Below are 17,375 nucleotides of genomic sequence, written 5' to 3'. Positions count from 1 at the left end.
ACCGGGCCGCCGGCTTTTTTGGCAACCCGCAGAAATCCCCGCTTTATGAAACCACTTTCGTTCCTGCGTGCGGTCGGCTTCATGCTGCTGGCTTCGAGCCCAGGACTCGCGCAGCAGGTCATCCCGCTCTATACCGGCACCATTCCCGATTCGAACCCCAGCGAGCTGCAGGAGGTCAGCGTCACCCCGCCCGGTGGCGGCGTGCGCGTTTCCACCGTGGTGCAGCCCAACCTGACGGTTTTCCTGCCCGACCCCGCCACGGCCAACGGCACGGCGGTCATCATCTGCCCCGGTGGCGGCTACGGCTTCCTGGCCGTTGATAGCGAAGGCAACGATGTGGCCAAGCGCCTCAACCTGATGGGCGTGGCGGCCTTCGTGCTTAAATACCGCTTGCCCAATGACCAGAGCCAGCCCGACAAATCCATCGCGCCGCTGCTCGACGCGCAGCAGGCCCTGCGCCTAGTGCGCCAGCAAGCGGCCAAGTATAGTGTTAACCCCGAGCGGATTGGGCTGATGGGCTTTTCGGCTGGGGGCCACCTGGCGGCCACGGCGGGCACGCATTTCGCCCAGCCCGTGGGGGCCAGCCCCGGCCCGGAGTCGGTGCGGCCGGCGTTTCTGGTGCTGCTCTACCCGGTCATCAGTTTCACCGACAGCCTGGCCCACAAAGGCTCGCGCAATAAGTTGTTGGGGCCCACCCCATCGGCGGAGCAGGTGCGGCTGTATTCCAACGAGTTGCAGGTGACGGCCCAGACGCCGCCCACCTTCCTGGTGCACGCCCAGAACGACGAGTGGGTACGCGTCGGCAACAGCCTCGTGTTTTACCAGGCCTGCCTGCGCCACGGCGTGCCGGTCGAAATGCACCTCTACCCCAAGGGCAGCCACGGCTTCGGCCTTAACAACAGAACCACCAAAGACCAGTGGCCCGACCGCCTGCGCAACTGGCTCGATGCCAACGGCTGGCTGACCAAATAGCGGCAGCCGTCCCGCCGCCGAAAACCGCGACGCGAAGAATCTTCCGTTCGATTTATCAGATCCTCAGTGATTTACCCAAGTGCTTGAACGACTAACCATATGACTGGCTTCCCCCTGAGCAGCGGCTTGCTGGTGCTGTTTCTTGCAATGAATGCCCCCGCGAGCCGGACCCAGGCCGGGCCCGTACCGGGCCGGATTGTGCTGCGCAACCCGCAGCGAACCGCCCGCGCCAGCGAAATTATCCGCATTGCCCGGTCGCGCTTTCAAGGCGTGGGGGTCGGCTATTTTCCGCTGGTGAAGAAAGGAGCCAAAACGTACGTCACCCAACTCGTTGACACCGACGCGGACGGCCGGTGGGACGAGTTGCTGCTCGAAGCATCGCTCGGCGCCAACGCCCGCGATACGCTACGCCTGACGTGGGTGCGGGCCGGCCAGCAGCCGGCCTTTGCAAAGCTGACCAACGTGCGCTTCAGCCGCAAAACCAAAACGGGCCAGCCCGAGGCGGAAATACCCTTCTTGGAGCGCCCGCGCGGGTTCACGCAGAACATTGCCGACCCGGTTTACCAGCTGGAAGGGCCGGGGATTGAGAACGATAAAGTGGAATTCCGGGCGTTTTTTGACCGGCGCAACGGCAAGGACGTGTACGGCAAAATCCGGCTGGAACCGGTGCTGGAGCAGGTGGGCGTGACCGGCAGTTGGCACATGCTGCAACCCTGGCGCTGGTGGCGGCCATGTTCCTGCACATGACCGTGGGCGTGCTGCTGGGCTACTGGGGCGGGCGCCTGTTTGGCTTGTCCCGGCTCAACAGCCGCACCATTGCCATCGAAGTCGGCATGCAGAACGGCGGCCTAGCCTTGGGCATCGCCGCCCAAATGGGTCGGATTGCCACCCTGGGCCTTGCCCCGGCCGTCAACGGCCCCAGCATGAACACCACCTTCTCCCTGCTGGCAACGTGGTGGGGCCGCCACGCGCCGGAGAACGAGCCCCTTCCCGCGCCTGGGCTGGTACCGGAGGTAAGCTAATGTCATTTAATTAGAACGCCCTGTTGACTTTCTAAACCGCTTCAAAACCGCTTCAGCTCTGCGCCAAGGCAATGCCGCTGATTTTTCATTTTGTTTAATGGCCAGTAATTTCAACTCTTCACCCGTTGCGCCGCCCGCCGTGACCGGCGCGGCTTACAACACCGCCTACATTGTGGGCATTGCGTTTATCTCGGCGCTGGGCGGCTATTTGTTCGGGTTTGACTTTGCCGTGATTTCCGGGGCCCTGCCTTTTTTACGGGTAGCGTTCGGCCTGAATGCCTGGTGGGAAGGCTTCCTCACCGGTTCGCTGGCCCTGGGGTGCATCGCGGGGTGCCTGGTGGCCGGCCGGCTGGCCGACCGCTACGGCCGCCGGCCGGGGCTGATGCTGGCGGCGGGCATCTTCGCGGCCTCGTCGCTGGGCATGGCGTTCGCGCCTTCCCTGGGCGTGTTCGTGGTGATGCGCTTCCTAGCCGGCATCGGGGTGGGCATGGCCTCCATGCTCAGCCCGCTGTACATCGCCGAAATATCGCCGGCCGCCGTGCGGGGCCGCAACGTGGCTATCAACCAGCTCACCATCGTGCTGGGCATTCTGGTGACCAACGTAGTGAACTATGCCCTCTCGGACAACGGCCCCGACGTGTGGCGGTTGATGTTTGGGCTGGGCGCGGTACCGGCTGCACTTTTCCTGCTGGGCCTGGTCTGGCTGCCGGAAAGCCCGCGGTGGCTGGCCACCACCGGCCAGGTGGCGCAGGCCCGCGCCGTGCTCGGCAAACTAGGCAATGCGCCTTTCGTGGACGCGACGCTGCGCGATATCACCGCCGCGGTGCCCGGTGGTCCGGCTCCGGCCTTCCGGGCGGTGCTGGCCCGGAGCGTGCGGCCGGCGATGGTGGTGGGCATCACCCTGGCGGTGTTTCAGCAGCTGTGCGGCATCAACGTGGTGTTCAATTATACGTCCACCATTTTTGCCGCCGCCGGGGCCACCCTCGACCGGCAGCTGCTCGAAACCGTGGGTATCGGCGTGGTGAACCTGGCTTTTACGCTGGTGGCCATGCTGCTGGTGGACCGGCTGGGGCGGCGCCCGTTGCTGCTCTTTGGCTCGCTGGGCCTGGCGGTGCTGTACTTGGTGCTGGCATTTCTGTTGCAGCGCCACGCCGCGCCGGGGCTGGTTTCGGTGGTGGTGCTGCTGGCCATCGGCACCTATGGGCTGTCGCTGGCCCCGGTGACGTGGGTGCTTATTTCCGAGATTTTCCCCAACCACATCCGCGGGGTGGCCGCTTCCGTGGCCACCGTGTCGCTGTGGGGCGCCTACTTCGTGCTGGTCTTCACCTTCCCCATTCTGGCGCAAGCCATTGGCACTTACGGGCCTTTCTACCTGTACGCCGGCATCTGCCTGCTGGGCTTCCTGTTCATCCGGGCCCGGGTAAAGGAAACCAAAGGCCAGACCCTGGAGCAGCTAGAGCAGCGCTATACTCAACCCGGCCCCGAAGGCCGATAACCTCCTCGTAATCATGACTGAAGCAGATGCGCCCGCCGTGCGGGTATGGCAGGAAACGGTAACCATTCCCACCTACGGCACCGGGGAGCCCGACAAGAACCCCATGTTTTTCGAGAAGCGCGTGTACCAGGGCAGCAGCGGCGCGGTGTACCCCTACCCGGTCATCGACAAGATTCTGGACGACAAGCAGGACCGGGACTACGTGGGCTTGTTTTTGGAAAACCGGTACCTGAAAATCCTGATTTTGCCGGAGCTGGGCGGCCGCGTGCAAATGGCCTACGACAAGCTCCGGCAGCGGCATTTCGTGTACTACAACCAGGTCATCAAGCCCGCGCTCGTGGGCCTGACGGGCCCTTGGATTTCCGGGGGCATCGAATTTAACTGGCCCCAGCACCACCGCCCGAGCACGTTTGAGCCCGTCGATTTCCGCCTGGAAGAACACGAAGATGGCAGCAAAACGGTGTGGGTGAACGAGGTGGAGCGCATGTTCCACACCAAGGGGCTGACCGGGTTCACCCTGCACCCCGACCGGGCCTACCTCCAAATCGACGCGCAGCTCTACAACCGGACCCCGCTCCCCCAGACCTTTCTGTGGTGGGCCAACCCGGCCGTGCGGGTCAACGACGATTACCAGTCGGTGTTTCCGCCGGACGTGAACGCCGTGTTCGACCACGGCAAGCGCGACGTGTCGTCGTTTCCCATCGCCACGGGCACCTACTACAAGGTGGACTACGCGCCCGGCACCGACATTTCCCGCTACCGCAACATCCCGGTGCCCACGTCTTACATGGCCATCCGGTCGGCGTACGACTTCGTGGGCGGCTACGAGCACGATACCCAGGCGGGGCTGCTGCACGTGGCCGACCACCACGTATCGCCCGGCAAAAAGCAGTGGACCTGGGGGCATTCCGATTTTGGGCGCGCCTGGGACCGCAACCTCACCGACGATGACGGCCCCTACATCGAGTTGATGACCGGCCTGTTCACCGATAACCAGCCCGATTTTACCTGGCTGATGCCTTACGAGGAGAAGACCTTCACGCAGTATTTTTTGCCCTACCAGGCCCTGGGGGTGGTCAAAAACGCCACGAAAGACTTGCTGGTGAACCTGGAAGTTGTGGGCAGCGAAGCCGTGGTGCAGGTGTTTGCCACGTCGGTGCAGCCCCGCTGCCAGGTGCAGCTGCGCGTGAATGGGCAGCTGGTGCTGGACGACGTCCGGGACCTGGCCCCGGAAGCCGGCTACGCGCAGCGCGTGGCCCTGCCGGCCGGCACGGCCGAAGCGGCGCTCCTGCTGCTGGTGCGCGACGCGGCCGGGGCGGAGCTGATTCGCTACGAGCCGGCCCTGAACCAACAAAACGAGTTGCCGCAGCCGGCCCGCCCGGCGCTGGAGCCGCAGGAAATCGCCACCACTGAGCAGCTGTTTCTCACCGGCCAGCACCTGGAGCAGTACCGCCACGCCACCTACAGCCCGGTACCCTACTACGAGGAAGCCCTCCGGCGCGACCCGCAGGACGCGCGCAGCAACAACGCCCTGGGCGGCTGGCTGCTGCGACGGGGCCAGTTTGCCCGGAGCGAGCCGTACTTCCGCCGGGCCGTGGCGACCCTCACCGAGCGCAACCCCAATCCCTACGACGGCGAGCCGTACTACAACCTGGGGTTGAGCCTGCTTTACCAAAACCAGCCGGATGCCGCTTACGACGCCTTTTTCAAGGCCACCTGGTCCGGGGCCTGGCAGGACGCGGCCTACCTGGCCGTGGCGCGGCTGGACGTGGCCCGCAGCCACTACACGCGGGCGCTGACTCACATCGACTGGGCCCTGGACCGCAACGCCCGCAGCGGCCAGGCGCACGTAGTGAAAGCCGTGGCCCTGCGCCTGCTTGGGCAGCCCGGCGCGGCGCTCGACGCCTGCACCGAAGCGCTGCGGCGCGACGGCTTCAACCTCGGCGCGTGGTTCGAGCGGGCCCTGGCCCACCGCGCCTCCGGCCAAGCGGCTGCGGCCGACGACAGCCTGGCGCAGCTGCGAACGCTGGCGCGCGGGGACGCCCGCAATTACCTGGAATACGCCTTGGACTACGCCGCGCTCGGCCGGCCAGCCGACGCGCTGGCGCTCCTGCAACTGGCTTTGCCCACCATCGACCCGCTGGTGTATTATCACCTGGCCAACCTGAGCCAACAAGCCGGCGACGCTGCCCAGGCGCGGGAATACGCCCGGCAAGCGGCCGCGCTGCCGGCGGCACCCTACTTTCCCAACCGGCTGGAAGACATCGCGGCGCTGCAAGCGGCGGCCGCGCTCGACCCAGCCGATGCCCGCGCGCCCTACCTGCTGGGCAACCTCTGGTACGACAAGCGCCAGTACGACGAAGCCATTGCCCAGTGGGAGCTGGCTGCTAGCCGCGACCCCGCCTTCCCAACGGTGTTGCGCAACCTGGGCATTGCCTACTTCAACCAGCGCCACCAGCCGGAAACGGCGTTGGCCTGCTTCGAAAAGGCCTTCGCCCTGGACCCAACCGATGCGCGGGTATTTATGGAACTGGTCCAGCTGGGCCGCCGACTCAGCACCCCGCCCGCGCAACAATTGGCCCGGCTGGAACAACACGGGCCGCTGGTGGAGATGCGCGACGATTTATACCTGGAGCGCGTGGCCCTCTACAATCAGCTCGACCAGCCTGCCCGCGCCTTTGAGCTGCTGCTGGCCCGGCAGTTTCATCCCTGGGAAGGCGGCGAAGGCAAGGTGTCGGGGCAGTACCTCCGCTGCCTGACAGAGCTGGCCAAAGCCGACCTACAGCACGGCCGGCCCGAAGATGCCATCGGGCTGCTGCGCCAGGCCCTAGCCCCCGGCTACCCGCACAGCCTGGGCGAGGGCAAGCTGCCGGCTACCCCTGAAAATGAGGTTTGTTACTGGCTGGGCTGCGCCTACGATGCCCTCGGCCAGGCCGAGGCGGCGCGCCAGGCCTGGCAGCAGGCCACCGTGGGCAGCAGCGAGCCGGCTGCTGCCCTGTTTTACAACGACCAGCAGCCCGACCAGATTTTTTATCAGGGCCGGGCCTGGGAAAAGCTGGGCGAGCCGCAGCCGGCGCGGGCCATCTTCGACAAGCTGCTGCACTACGGCCAGCAGCACGCGGCCGACGAGGTAAAACTTGATTACTTCGCCGTGTCGCTACCCGATTTGCTCATCTTCGAAGACGACCTTAATCGCCGCAACGCCCTGCATTGCCGCTATCTGACCGGGCTGGGCTACCTGGGCCTGGGGCAGCTCGCCCAGGCCCAGGCGGCCTTCCGCTTCGTGCTGACCCAGGATGCCATGCACACCGGTGCCCATACTCATTACCACCTGGCCGACGGCCTTGGGTAACGCGGGCTGCCCGGCTGAAGAAACGGGCGGGCGGTTTTTCGTCGTCCTGAAAAAGAAGGCTGGGCCGCAATTGTTCTCGACGAAATCGACGGTCCCAACCACGTGGGCAACTTCTGCTTCGCTCCCCTCATCGGCGATACCAAAGCCGGGAAGCTCATCTACACCAATTCTTATTACTACATCGGCCACTTTTCCAAGTTCATCCGCCCCGGTGCCCGGCGCATCGTGAGCTCGGCCAACCGCGACGCGCTGCAAGCCACAGCCTTCCGAAACCCCGACGGCTCGGTGGTGGTGGTGGTGATGAATCAGACCGACAAAGCGCTGGATTTTCAGCTTTGGCTGGTAGGCCAAGCTGCTAAAACCACCGCCGCAGCCCATTCCATTATGACGATTGTGCAGTAGGCCTGGAAAGGCTCCGCTGTTTTCTCGTCGTTTTCGCCTGTCTCTCATTTTTCGATTTATCCGCCCGTTCACCGTTCAGCAGCCATCACATCGCCATGCCAAAAACCACCATGCAAAAGGAGGCCCTTTTCTTACAAATCGGGGCGCAGCTTCGCCACCAAGGGCTTGTACTTGAAACGGAAGACCCAACCCGGCCCTGGGGTGGCTTCTTTGTTATCGCCGAAAACCAAGCCCAGCAATTTACCGATGCTTACTTTGATGGCTTAGCCATTGAAAAGCTGCGCATTGCCGGCCAGTTGAGCCCCAAAATCCTGCTAGTAGCTCCGCACCAGCGCCTGTCCTGGCAATACCATCACCGCCGGGCCGAAATCTGGCAGGTGGTACAGGGGCCCGTGGGCGTGGCCATCAGCAACACCGACGAACCGGGCGAGGTGAAAACCTACCAGCCCGGTGAGCGCCTTGTGCTCCGGCAGGGAGAACGTCACCGGCTGGTAGGGCTCGATGATTGGGGCGTAGTGGCCGAAATCTGGCAACACACCGACCCTCAACACCCCTCGGACGAGGACGACATTGTGCGCATCCAAGACGACTTTGGCCGCTGAATACCTGAATCAGGACTTGCGCACTCGGTGCTGCCTTAAAAAGGCAACCTGCTATACGAACGAAAGCAAGCTACATCGAGCATTTGTTGAAAATGCGGCAAGCCCGCCAACTGTTCGCTAACACCAACCGACGCATCGAAAAAATTTCCCATCGATTCGGGTTTGGAGCCCAGTACCATTTTCTCTGGTCAACACTAGGTGAATGAGTATGAAACTCAGGAACAAGTCCACTATATGCCGACAAAGCGCAACGGGGCGGACGGAACGTTTCAGCTATCTTTTTCCACTTCATGTACACGCACTCCCAAGCTGCTTTAGGGCCGTTGCTCCTCCACCAGATTCGCAACCCGGCCACGGGTGAGCAGGTGAGCATTCACGCGCAAGGAGGCGCGCTGCACGAGCTCCTGCTCCACCACGAAGGCCAGGTCCAGGCCGTGCTTCGAACGCCGGCAACCCATGAGGAGTATGAAGCTTGGGGCCGGCAAGGGTACTACGGGGCCAAGCTTTTTCCATTTCCCGGCCGCATCCGAAACGCGCAGTATGACTGGGGTCCCGGCCAGGGGCAACAGTTGGTGGCCAACGATACGCCGCGGCCGCACGCGCTGCACGGCCTGGTGTACGGCCAACCGTTCGCCGTGTCGGACCGCCAGGCGAGCGCCTCGCACGGCCTGCTCACCTTAACGCACCATGCGGACGGCTCGGCCCCCGGTTATCCGTTCCCTTTCGAGCTGGCCATTACGTACCGGTTGGATTCGGATGGGTTGAGCTGTACTACCCGCGCCACGAACACTGGTGCCACGCCCATGCCGGTGGGCGATGGCTGGCACCCCTACATCCTGACCGAATCCGGCGCCACCGACACGCAACTCCAGTTCGAAAGTCAGGGGGAGCTATTATTGAGCGCAGATTACTTGCCTACCGGCCAGCAGCGCGCCCATAACCGCTTCGCCGCTCTCACGGCCATTGGTCCCCCTGGGGATTTGCACGAATGCCACGCCCTAGCCTTACAGGCAGGTATTCACCGCACCTGGGTACACGACCCGGCCCGGCAACTCACCGTAGAAGTCTGGCAAGAAACCGGGCCCGGCAAATACAACTACCTGCAGCTTTACGTCCCCCCCGACCAGCACTCAGTGGCCGTGGAACCCTATACTTGTCCTTCCGACGCTTTTAACAGCGGCGTTGGCCTCATTACCCTCGTCCCAGGCGAAACCAGCCATTGGCGAATGGGATTGCGGCTGGTGCCCTGAATCCAGCTAAGACGTATTGCCTTACAGTTTCGGCCTTAATTGCATATGTTCGCCCATCCTTTTAACGAAGGCCCCCATGACCGTGCGCTGGTAGCCGCGCAAGCCTTACTTTTTGAGGCTAGGGTCCTTGCATCAAACGCGTAATTTGCGAATTTTGGGAGATAGGCTCTGCTAAATTTGGTCTCGTGTCAAGGCTGTAGATAGTCAAAAGAAAAAGTGCATTATAAATAGGACTTACGCACTTTACTAAGCAAGTGCTTGAATTGGGATGTTCTAGCTGAAACGGACAGCGCGAAGTCTTAACTTTCGCTGCCCATGAACGAAAAACTGAATCCTGGTGGGTTGCCCACCACCCGCAAGAAATACACGCCTGCCTTTAAGGCCGAGTGTGTGCGCCAAGTGGCCGCCGGTGCCCGGCAAACGGACGTAGCCCGCGCCCATGGCATTTCGCCGGCCTTGCTGGGCCGGTGGCAGCGCCAGGCGCTGGAACAGGCCGTGCCCAGCAGCGCCGAGCGGGAGGAAATCAAACGGCTACGCGCCAAACTTAAGCGCGTGGAAACGGAGCGCGGTATTTTGAAAAAAGTCGTGGCCAGTTGCCTGCTATGAGCGCAGGCTCTCCCAACCGCCTCGGTCATGAGCCGCTACGCGTTTATCCACACCTGCGTTGAACCGTGGCCCGTGCGGGTGGTTTGCGGCCTGTTGGCCGTCAGTTCCGCCGGTTATAATCGGTGGCGTCAGCGCCCGGTCCCCCCGGTTGCGGCGTGGCAGCCGGCGGCGCAGGCGGCCTTTACGCGCCATGCCCGCCGGTATGGCACCCGCCGATTACGGGCCGAATTACGCGCCGAAGGCTACGCGGTGGGGCGTTACGCCCTGCGCACCTGGCTGCACCGAACTAGTGCCTAGTCAGGGGAATTATTTGCACAAACCTTTTGATAATGGCGGGAGAGTTTCTGTCGGGCCTTGTCAAGCGAAAATTGCCAGTTGACGGTTGCTCGCCGGGCATTGCGCTCCGCCACGCAGGCGTCGACGTGCGCGCGCAGTTCGTCTTGGGTGGGAATGCGCTGGTGCAGGCACTGGCGGGCAATGGCCGATAGTTCGAGTTCGACCATGTTAAGCCAGGAGGCATTTTTGGGTGTGTAGTGGACCTCGAAGCGGGCGGCTAGGGCGCGGGCCTGGGCGGCGGGCAGATGCTGGTAGAAGACGGCATCGGTGTGGGTGTTGAGGTTGTCCTGGACTAGCACGATTTTCTGGGCCTGGGGGTAAGCAGCGTCCAGCGCTTGCATAAAGCGGCAATAGTCGGCCCCGGTGCGGCGGGCCGACACCTCGACCAGGCGCTGCCCCGTGCCCGGCTCGAAGGCCGCCAGTAGGCAGGCCGTACCCTGACGCACATACGTGCTGCTTTCGCGCCGGGGACGGCCGACTTTGGCGGGTCGCTCGCCCACTGCGGGCTGGGCCGGCACAGGCGGCAGCGGTTCGACGGGCTGGCCGTGCAGCACGCAAGGGCGTTCATCGAAACAGACCACCGGAAACTGCGGGTCGTGGACCCGCTCATAGACGGCCAGTACGTCTTCCATACGGGCCAGGAAGGCGGCGTTCATTTCGCCCAGGCACCAGTGTTGCTGGCGGTGGGGCTGTAGCTCGTTTTTTTGAGCACCTGGCTCACGGTTTCGTGCGAAATGGTGTCCACCAGGCACGATTCTACGGCTTTGTCGGCCAGCAGGCGCAGGGTCCAGCGACTGTGCCCTATCGGAGCCGGGGTGCAGGCCAGGGCCGTGAGCGCGGCGCGGGCCGCCCCGTCAAAGCGCCGCGGACCGCCGCTGCGCGGGGCCTCGCCGAGCGCCGTGGCCAGCCCCTGCTCGACGTAGCGGCGGCGCACCTGATATACCGTCTGCACGCAGCAACCCAACTCAGCCCCGACAGGGTAGCCGCTCACCCCATCAGCCAGCCGCAACAGCATCCGCCCGCGTTGGACTGTGCGCCCGGCGTGCCGGCCTTTGCGCGTTAAGCTTTCAATAGTCAGGCGATCAGCCGATGACAGGATAAATGGTGTGAGTGGTCTTCCCATTCAACGGCAACGACCTGCCTCTCTTTTTGTTCGAAAAACTCCCCTGACTAAGCACTAGTGCTGCTGGCCTTGGAGCAAGCCTTGACATTACGCCAGCCCGCGCCGGGACTCATCGTCCACGCTGACCGCGGCAGCCAGTACACCACAGCGGCTTGTCGCGCCCGCATTAACGCCGCCGGGGCCCTGCCCAGCTTCAGCCGGCCTGGCAATCCCTATGACAACGCCCAGGCCGAAGCGGGCTGGAGTACCCTCAAAACCGAATTACTCCCTGGCCGAGAACCATTCGCCTCCCTTGAAGAAGCCCGATTGGAAGCAGCCTATTACCTCGATACCTACTTCAACCTCGACCGCCGACACTCCGCCCTGGGTTACCGCTCGCCCCAGCAATTTGAACTCGATTATTACCAAAGCTTATCTTAGCGTACTGTCTGTTTTTACTAGACCGCCCCAACCACCTTCTACCGCACAAAGGGCCAGTTTCGCACGGACGTACTAGACTTTTTCAACCGGCTCCCTGAGTTTGAACCAGACCTCGCGTCCTTACTGACCCGTAAATTTCATATTCTCGACGCTCAACTTACTTCGTGATGCGTATAACAGGATTCTTAGCCGCCGTCGGTCCTTCTTACGCTTAGCCGCGAGCGGTTTACCACCTCCAACCCCAAATCAGCTATGGCAAACAACGGCGTTGACCTCCTGATTGAACGCCTGCTGGCCTGGGGCGTGGGCACCGTTTTCAGCCTGCCCGGCGACGGCATCAATGGGCTGTACGAAGCCCTGCGCACGCGGCAGGACAACATCCGACTGGTGCAGGTGCGCCACGAAGAAGCCACCGCGTTCATGGCCGGCGGCTACGCCAAGTTCACCGGCAGGCTAGGCGTGTGCCTGGCCACTTCGGGCTGCGGCGGCACCCACCTGCTCAACGGGCTCTACGACGCCAAGTACGACGGGCAGCCGGTGCTGGCCATTACGGGCCACACCTACCACGATTTGAGCGGCACGTTTTACCAGCAGGACGTGGACCTGGTGCGCGTCTTCACCGACGTGGCTGCCTACAACGAGCGGGTGATGGGCCCCAGCCACGTGGAAAACGTGCTCGACGAGGCCATTCGCACGGCGCTGGGCCAGCGAACGGTCGCGCACCTTTCCTTTCCCAAAGGCTACCAGGACTGGACGCTGGACGACAAGGCGCGCGACCCGTCCAACATGGCCGGCTACAGCGCCCCCACGCCGATGAGCCCGGCCGGCAGCGCCCCGGCGGGGCCCCTGCAAGCGGCAGCCGACCTGATTAACGCGGGCCAGCGGGTGGCGATTCTGGCCGGGCGCGGGGCCCTGGGGGCCCGCGCCGAAGTGCTCCAGCTGGCCGAGCTGGTGGGCGGGCCCGTCGTCAAGGCACTGCTGGCCGAGCGCGGCACCCAGGACACCATCCCCACGAAGCCGCAGGTGGTGCCCCATACGCTCAGCCCGCTGCTGGCCGCCGATGCCAGCGTGACCTGCGACTGCGGCAACAACACGACCGGGGCCGCTCGCCACATCCAGATGCAGGAGCACATGTTGTTCTCGACCTCGGGCCTGCGGGCCACGATGGGCGCGGGCCTGCCCTACGCCGTGGCCGCCGCGCTGGCCTATCCTGGCCGGCAGGTGGAGGCCCTGGCGGGCGACGGCGGCTTCACGATGCTGATGGGCGAGCTCGCCACGGCCGTCAAGTACCGACTGTCCATCAAGGTGTTCATCTTCCACAACAATGCCCTCGGGCAAATCAAGTGGGAGCAGATTGCGATGGACGGCACGCCCGAGTTTGGGGTGGATTTGCAGTCGATTGATTTTGCCCAGTACGCGCAGGCCTGCGGGGCCACCGGCTTCACGCTTACCGAAACCAAGGACGCCGACCGCGTCATCCGCGCCGCGTTGGCCCACGACGGCCCCGTGGTGGTGGACTGCCACGTGGGCCCCAACGAGCCGCCCATGCCGCCCCACGTCCACCACCGAGCAGGCCATCGCCTTCGGCAAGGCCCCGCTATGGGGCGAGCGCGACACCAGCGAGATTGTCAAAACGTGTTCCGCGACCAGTATCACGAGGCCGTGGCGACCAAAGACCGCAGCCTGCTGAGCGTGGTGCCGGGCCTGTAGGGCCCGGTGGGCCAGGGAAGTTTCCTGCATTCCGGCCGAGCGCCGTGTTCAGCTAAGAAAGAAAGTAGTGTTCGACTAGCCCGCCACTTCCCATGAATTACCTACAAGGCTTGCGTCCCGTTTGGCTACTGGCTTTGGCGGTTTCACTGATGTCCGGCTGCCGAACGCTGCATCCAGCCCCCCGCGACCCCGACAACACCCGCAGCTACTGCGCCCCGCCGCAGGTTTTCACCACCGACACCTTGGTGGCGGCGGGCACCGCGCCCACCCCGCGCTCGCCGCCCGACACCACCGCGCTGCCGCCCCTTTCGGCGCGCAGCTGGCAGCTGGCCCGCGCCTATGACCTGGAGCCGGCGCTGCTCCAGCTGGCGCAACGCCCCCCGACGGGCCGGGGGCCGGCGACCATCGCCGAGTACCTGGCCTTCGTGCGGCAGCGCCAAACCGTGGGGCTGGCCGTGGCGAGGGCCGCCGCTGAGGCCCTGCGCGTGGCCGGAGAGCTGGAATGCGAGCGGCAGCGCGCCGACCAGTCGGCCGTGGCCCTGCAAGCCCTGACCACCAAGCGCACCAACCACTTTACAACGGCCTCGCTGGTAATGGGGGCCGCCAGCGGCACCATCAGCGCCACTGTGGCCAACAAGGAAACGAACCTGGTGCTGACGGTGATTACGGCCGGGCTGAGCGCCGGGCTGGGGGTAGGGGCCCTGCTGGTGGGCCCGCAATTGCCTTATCCGGTGCCGCGCAACCTGCTGGCCCCGGTCTGGAGCCGGTCGCCGCGGCCGGCCCTCTACCCGCCCGGCCTCTGGGCGGTGCTCAACGAGGTGCGGGCCGGGCACGCCAGCTCCGCCCTGCCGGCCCCGCTGGCCCGCCTGCGCCAGCGCTGGGCGCAGTACGACCAGCTCGCCGGCGGCCCGCCCGCCCAGCAGGCGCAGCAGCAGGCCCTGTACTTCGGCGCGGGCGGCAACTACCGCGTCGCCGATTTGCAGACCCGCGCCCGGATGCTCACCCTGCTTGAAACCGACGTGCGACTCGTCGCGCAGGATTTGCAAAAGCTGGGCGAGGAGCTGAACGCCGTCGCGCCCTGACGCGCCGCCCTTTCCCGGCTTCCGCTGCCGTTCATTTTCGCCCACCCCCCGCCTCTTTTTTCCGTTCCCATGAGCTTCACCGACGCGCACTGGCACTTGCTCTTCAACCACTGGCCCATCCTGGGCCCCATGCTGGCGCTGCTCGTGCTGGCCTACGGCCTGGCGCGGCGCCTCCCGGCCGTGGTCACGCTCAGCTACTGGCTGCTGCTGCTCATGGCCGTGGCCACGGTGGCGACCGTGCAGGCGGGCCAGGCCGCGCAGGATGAGCTGAAACGACTCGGCCTGCTGGATAAGGCCGTGGTTCATAACCATATTCAGGCTGCGCACCGGGCCGCGCTGGTCATGTACGCCACGGCCCTGTTGGCCCTGCTGGGCCTGGCCTGGCCCTGGGCGCGGCGCGCCCGCTACTGGCCCGCCCTGGTGCTGGCCGCGGCCCTGCTCACCAGCGGGGCGATGGCCTACGTCGGCAGCCTGGGCGGGCTCGTCCGCCACACCGAGCTGCGGGCGGGGCCCCGCGAGCGCCCGGACGGCCAGCCGGCCGCTTTGAAGGCTCCCTGATTTTCACGCTTTGCTGGGCGTTGTTAGTGTGATTATCAGTCGATTAATAAGATTTCTGTTACGAAAATAAACGCGGGTTTTCTCCCCCGTGGCGCCGCCTCTTAGCGGCAGCCTGGCCTGACACCTTCCTTTCCTTTCAACCAACTCTTACCCCTCGCCTAATGGAACAGACCCGTAGAGATTTCCTGCAAACCAGCTTCGTGCTCGCCGGCACGGCGGGGCTGGCGCTAACCGGCACCGACGCCCTGGCGGTCAGCCCCGGCCCCGTTCCTGCCCCCGCCGGACCGGGGCTAGCGGGCCTGCTCGCCACCGGGGCTGAGGACAAGGCCGCCGACCTGGCGACGGCCGCCGCGCCCGGCCCGGGCCCGCTGACCACCAACGTCGGCGTGCCCATCAGCACCGACCAGAACTCGCTCAAGGCCGGCGAGCGCGGCCCCGTGCTGCTGGAAGATTTCGTGCTGCGCGAGAAGATTCAGCACTTCGACCAGGAGCGCATCCCTGAGCGCATCGTGCATGCCCGCGGCGCGGGGGCGCACGGCTACTTTCAGGTGTATAAATCACTGGAAGACCTCACGATGGCCCAGGTGCTGCACGACCCGGCGGTTAAAACGCCGCTGTTTGTGCGCTTTTCGACCGTGGCCGGCTTCCGCGGCTCGGCCGATACGGCGCGCGACGTGCACGGCTTCGCGGTGAAAATGTACACCCAGCAGGGCAACTGGGATTTGGTGGGCAACAACATCCCGGTGTTCTTCATCCAGGACGCCATCAAGTTTCCCGACCTCATCCACGCCGTCAAGCCTGAGCCGCACCGCGAGATTCCGCAGGCGGCCTCGGCCCACGACACGTTCTACGACTTCGTTTCGCTCTCGCCCGAGACGCTGCACACGGTGCTGTGGGTGATGTCGGACCGCGGCATTCCGCGCAGCTTCGGCATGATGGAGGGCTTCGGGGTGCATACCTTCCGGCTGGTGAACGCGCAGGGCAAGGCCACCTTCGTCAAGTTTCACTGGAAGCCGCTGCTGGGCGTACACTCCCTGGTCTGGGACGAAGCGCAGCAGATTGCGGGCAAGGACGCTGACTTTCACCGCCGCGACCTGTGGGACACCTTGGACCAGGGTGGGGTGTTCGAGTGGGAGCTGGGCCTGCAAACCATTGCCGCGGGCGACGAAACCAAATACGACTTCGATATTCTGGATGCCACCAAGCTCTGGCCCGAGGAGCTGCTGCCCGTGCGGCGGGTGGGCAAGATGACGCTCAACCGCAACCCCGACAACTACTTCGCCGAAACCGAGCAGGTGGCCTTCAACACGACCAACGTGGTGCCGGGCATCGACTTCAGCGACGACCCGCTCTTGCAGGGGCGCAACTTCTCCTACCTCGACACGCAGCTCTCGCGCCTGGGCAGCCCCAACTTCACGCAGCTGCCCATCAACCGCCCGCTGGTGGCCGTGGTCAACAACCAGCGCGACGCCAAGATGCAGTTCGCCATCCCCAAGGGCCGGGTGGCCTACGCCCCGGCCTCGCTCGACGGCCACTCGCCCGACGAAGTGACCAACGCCCGCGGCTACGCCAGCTACCGCGAGCCGGTGAGCGGGCCCAAGGTGCGCCTGCGCAGCAGAACCTTCGACAACTACTACGGGCAGGCCACCCTGTTCTGGAACAGCATGAGCCCGCCCGAGAAGGAGCACATCGTCAAGGCCTTGCAGTTTGAATTGAGCAAGGTGGAAACCGCGGCCGTGCGCCAGCGCATGGTGGGGCACCTGCGCAAAATCAACGACGTGCTGGGCACGCAGGTCGCGGCGGCGCTGGGCGAAACCACGCCGGGCCCCTCGGACTCGGCCCGCGGTACCGCCGACTCGGTGGCCGGCACGCAGGCGCTAGCCAACGCTACTTCGCCCACCAGCGCCTCGGGCGGGGTGCAAAAGTCGAAGGCCCTGAGCATGGAAGGCCAGCCCACCAGCGCCAAAAACCGCAAAGTGGCGATTCTGGTCGGGGCCGGCACCGACGCCGCGCAAGTCAAGGCCGTGCAGCAGGCCCTGAAGGCGGCCGGCGCGAACAGCGACGTGGTGGGCCCGCACCTGGGAGCCATCGGCGGCCAGGCGGGTTTGATGGCGACCAAAACCTTCGCCAACAGCAGCGCGGCCACTTACGACGCGGTGTGCGTGCCGGGCGGGGCGGCGGGGCTGCTGCCAATGGGCGACGCCCGCGTGTTCGTGGCCCAGACCTACAAGTATGGAAAAGCCCTAGCCGCCTTGGGCGACGCCACGGGCCTGCTGACCGCCGCCCTGCCCGAGGGCGCAGCCCTGAACCAGCTCGGGGTCGTGTCGGCGCGCGACGGCGGCCAGCAAGGGGCCGCCATCCAGCAGTTTGTGGCCGCCGTGGGGGCCCGGCACTGGGGCCGGCCGGTGCTGGAGCGCGTGTCGGCCTAGCGTGCGTGCCTCCCCC

General features: G+C 64.9%; 18 protein-coding genes. 15 read left to right on the top strand and 3 right to left on the bottom strand.

The window, feature by feature from the left end; translation table 11 throughout:
• Window positions 1–45: 45 nt before the first annotated feature.
• From AXW84_RS20260 to AXW84_RS20230, 7 genes are all read left to right on the top strand, one after another.
• Window positions 46–972 (top strand): alpha/beta hydrolase, encoded by a 927-nt coding sequence (locus AXW84_RS20260; RefSeq protein WP_068237617.1) that lies wholly within the window; start codon window positions 46–48, stop codon window positions 970–972.
• Window positions 973–1,071: 99 nt separating this feature from the next.
• On the top strand, window positions 1,072–1,719 hold the full coding sequence (locus AXW84_RS20255; RefSeq protein WP_068237614.1) for a DUF4861 family protein: 648 nt from the start codon (window positions 1,072–1,074) through the stop codon (window positions 1,717–1,719).
• Window positions 1,695–1,994, top strand: a complete 300-nt coding sequence (locus tag AXW84_RS20250; protein ID WP_204248392.1) for a hypothetical protein — start codon at window positions 1,695–1,697, stop codon at window positions 1,992–1,994. The genes AXW84_RS20255 and AXW84_RS20250 overlap by 25 nt, the downstream gene beginning before the upstream one ends.
• Before the next feature lie 97 nt (window positions 1,995–2,091).
• On the top strand, window positions 2,092–3,489 hold the full coding sequence (locus AXW84_RS20245; protein ID WP_068237607.1) for a sugar porter family MFS transporter: 1,398 nt from the start codon (window positions 2,092–2,094) through the stop codon (window positions 3,487–3,489).
• 13 nt (window positions 3,490–3,502) lie between these two features.
• Window positions 3,503–6,841, top strand: a complete 3,339-nt coding sequence (locus AXW84_RS20240; protein ID WP_068237605.1) for a tetratricopeptide repeat protein — start codon at window positions 3,503–3,505, stop codon at window positions 6,839–6,841.
• A 102-nt stretch (window positions 6,842–6,943) separates the two neighbouring features.
• A complete protein-coding gene (locus AXW84_RS20235; protein ID WP_068237602.1) occupies window positions 6,944–7,243 on the top strand; it encodes a glycoside hydrolase family 30 beta sandwich domain-containing protein in 300 nt (99 codons plus the stop codon).
• Between the two features lie 95 nt (window positions 7,244–7,338).
• On the top strand, window positions 7,339–7,845 hold the full coding sequence (locus AXW84_RS20230) for a phosphoheptose isomerase (protein ID WP_068237600.1): 507 nt from the start codon (window positions 7,339–7,341) through the stop codon (window positions 7,843–7,845).
• 314 nt (window positions 7,846–8,159) lie between these two features.
• On the opposite strand, the gene AXW84_RS26060 is transcribed toward AXW84_RS20230, so the two are convergent.
• Window positions 8,160–8,303 carry a hypothetical protein gene (locus AXW84_RS26060; RefSeq protein WP_236943366.1) on the bottom strand — a complete coding sequence of 48 codons (144 nt, stop codon included), beginning with the start codon at window positions 8,301–8,303 and terminating at the stop codon, window positions 8,160–8,162.
• On the opposite strand from AXW84_RS26060, the gene AXW84_RS20225 reads away from it, so the two are divergent.
• The 3 genes from AXW84_RS20225 (at window position 8,238) to AXW84_RS26620 (ending at window position 9,998) form a co-directional block, all read left to right on the top strand.
• Entirely contained in the window at window positions 8,238–9,095 is an 858-nt protein-coding gene (locus tag AXW84_RS20225) for an aldose 1-epimerase (protein ID WP_236943362.1), read from the top strand. The two genes, AXW84_RS26060 and AXW84_RS20225, sit on opposite strands and share 66 nt — an antisense overlap.
• Before the next feature lie 315 nt (window positions 9,096–9,410).
• Complete coding sequence (locus AXW84_RS20220) at window positions 9,411–9,701, top strand: transposase (RefSeq protein ID WP_068237594.1); 291 nt, start codon at window positions 9,411–9,413, stop codon at window positions 9,699–9,701.
• A gap of 27 nt (window positions 9,702–9,728) precedes the next feature.
• Window positions 9,729–9,998, top strand: a complete 270-nt coding sequence (locus AXW84_RS26620; protein WP_442905553.1) for an IS3 family transposase — start codon at window positions 9,729–9,731, stop codon at window positions 9,996–9,998.
• On the opposite strand, the gene AXW84_RS26615 is transcribed toward AXW84_RS26620, so the two are convergent.
• Entirely contained in the window at window positions 9,995–10,693 is a 699-nt protein-coding gene (locus AXW84_RS26615; RefSeq protein ID WP_082773711.1) for an IS630 family transposase, read from the bottom strand. The two genes, AXW84_RS26620 and AXW84_RS26615, sit on opposite strands and share 4 nt — an antisense overlap.
• The gene (locus tag AXW84_RS26610; RefSeq protein ID WP_071891018.1) at window positions 10,690–11,160 is read right to left on the bottom strand and encodes a helix-turn-helix domain-containing protein; all 471 of its coding nucleotides are present in this window, start codon (window positions 11,158–11,160) and stop codon (window positions 10,690–10,692) included. The genes AXW84_RS26615 and AXW84_RS26610 overlap by 4 nt, the downstream gene beginning before the upstream one ends.
• 57 nt (window positions 11,161–11,217) lie before the next feature.
• Between AXW84_RS26610 and AXW84_RS20205 the strand changes: the two genes are divergently transcribed.
• From AXW84_RS20205 to AXW84_RS20185, 5 genes are all read left to right on the top strand, one after another.
• Window positions 11,218–11,580: an integrase core domain-containing protein gene (locus tag AXW84_RS20205; protein ID WP_068237591.1), complete on the top strand. Its 363-nt coding sequence runs from the start codon at window positions 11,218–11,220 to the stop codon at window positions 11,578–11,580.
• 252 nt (window positions 11,581–11,832) lie between these two features.
• Window positions 11,833–13,290, top strand: a complete 1,458-nt coding sequence (locus AXW84_RS20200) for a thiamine pyrophosphate-binding protein (RefSeq protein WP_068237588.1) — start codon at window positions 11,833–11,835, stop codon at window positions 13,288–13,290.
• Between the two features lie 149 nt (window positions 13,291–13,439).
• Window positions 13,440–14,372, top strand: a complete 933-nt coding sequence (locus AXW84_RS20195) for a hypothetical protein (RefSeq protein WP_068237585.1) — start codon at window positions 13,440–13,442, stop codon at window positions 14,370–14,372.
• Between the two features lie 69 nt (window positions 14,373–14,441).
• Entirely contained in the window at window positions 14,442–14,930 is a 489-nt protein-coding gene (locus AXW84_RS20190; protein WP_068237582.1) for a hypothetical protein, read from the top strand.
• A 161-nt stretch (window positions 14,931–15,091) separates the two neighbouring features.
• A complete protein-coding gene (locus tag AXW84_RS20185) occupies window positions 15,092–17,359 on the top strand; it encodes a catalase (RefSeq protein WP_082774012.1) in 2,268 nt (755 codons plus the stop codon).
• The last annotated feature ends 16 nt before the right edge of the window (window positions 17,360–17,375 follow it).

Origin of the sequence: Hymenobacter sp. PAMC 26628, assembly GCF_001562275.1 — a bacterium.
In the GTDB taxonomy this organism is placed as follows: domain Bacteria; phylum Bacteroidota; class Bacteroidia; order Cytophagales; family Hymenobacteraceae; genus Hymenobacter.
The sequence above is the reverse complement of the archived record's forward strand: the minus strand, read 5'-3'. Positions and strand labels throughout refer to the sequence as shown.

Coding starts and splice junctions, on each gene's coding strand:
- AXW84_RS20185 (WP_082774012.1), top strand. CDS start 15,092: ATGGAACAGACCCGTAGAGATTTCCTGCAAACCAGCTTCGTGCTCGCC.
- AXW84_RS20260 (WP_068237617.1), top strand. CDS start 46: ATGAAACCACTTTCGTTCCTGCGTGCGGTCGGCTTCATGCTGCTGGCT.
- AXW84_RS20220 (WP_068237594.1), top strand. CDS start 9,411: ATGAACGAAAAACTGAATCCTGGTGGGTTGCCCACCACCCGCAAGAAA.
- AXW84_RS20200 (WP_068237588.1), top strand. CDS start 11,833: ATGGCAAACAACGGCGTTGACCTCCTGATTGAACGCCTGCTGGCCTGG.
- AXW84_RS20240 (WP_068237605.1), top strand. CDS start 3,503: ATGACTGAAGCAGATGCGCCCGCCGTGCGGGTATGGCAGGAAACGGTA.
- AXW84_RS26610 (WP_071891018.1), bottom strand. CDS start 11,160: ATGGGAAGACCACTCACACCATTTATCCTGTCATCGGCTGATCGCCTG.
- AXW84_RS20190 (WP_068237582.1), top strand. CDS start 14,442: ATGAGCTTCACCGACGCGCACTGGCACTTGCTCTTCAACCACTGGCCC.
- AXW84_RS20230 (WP_068237600.1), top strand. CDS start 7,339: ATGCCAAAAACCACCATGCAAAAGGAGGCCCTTTTCTTACAAATCGGG.
- AXW84_RS20255 (WP_068237614.1), top strand. CDS start 1,072: ATGACTGGCTTCCCCCTGAGCAGCGGCTTGCTGGTGCTGTTTCTTGCA.
- AXW84_RS26615 (WP_082773711.1), bottom strand. CDS start 10,693: ATGAACGCCGCCTTCCTGGCCCGTATGGAAGACGTACTGGCCGTCTAT.
- AXW84_RS20245 (WP_068237607.1), top strand. CDS start 2,092: ATGGCCAGTAATTTCAACTCTTCACCCGTTGCGCCGCCCGCCGTGACC.
- AXW84_RS20195 (WP_068237585.1), top strand. CDS start 13,440: ATGTCCGGCTGCCGAACGCTGCATCCAGCCCCCCGCGACCCCGACAAC.
- AXW84_RS26620 (WP_442905553.1), top strand. CDS start 9,729: ATGAGCCGCTACGCGTTTATCCACACCTGCGTTGAACCGTGGCCCGTG.
- AXW84_RS26060 (WP_236943366.1), bottom strand. CDS start 8,303: ATGGGTTGCCGGCGTTCGAAGCACGGCCTGGACCTGGCCTTCGTGGTG.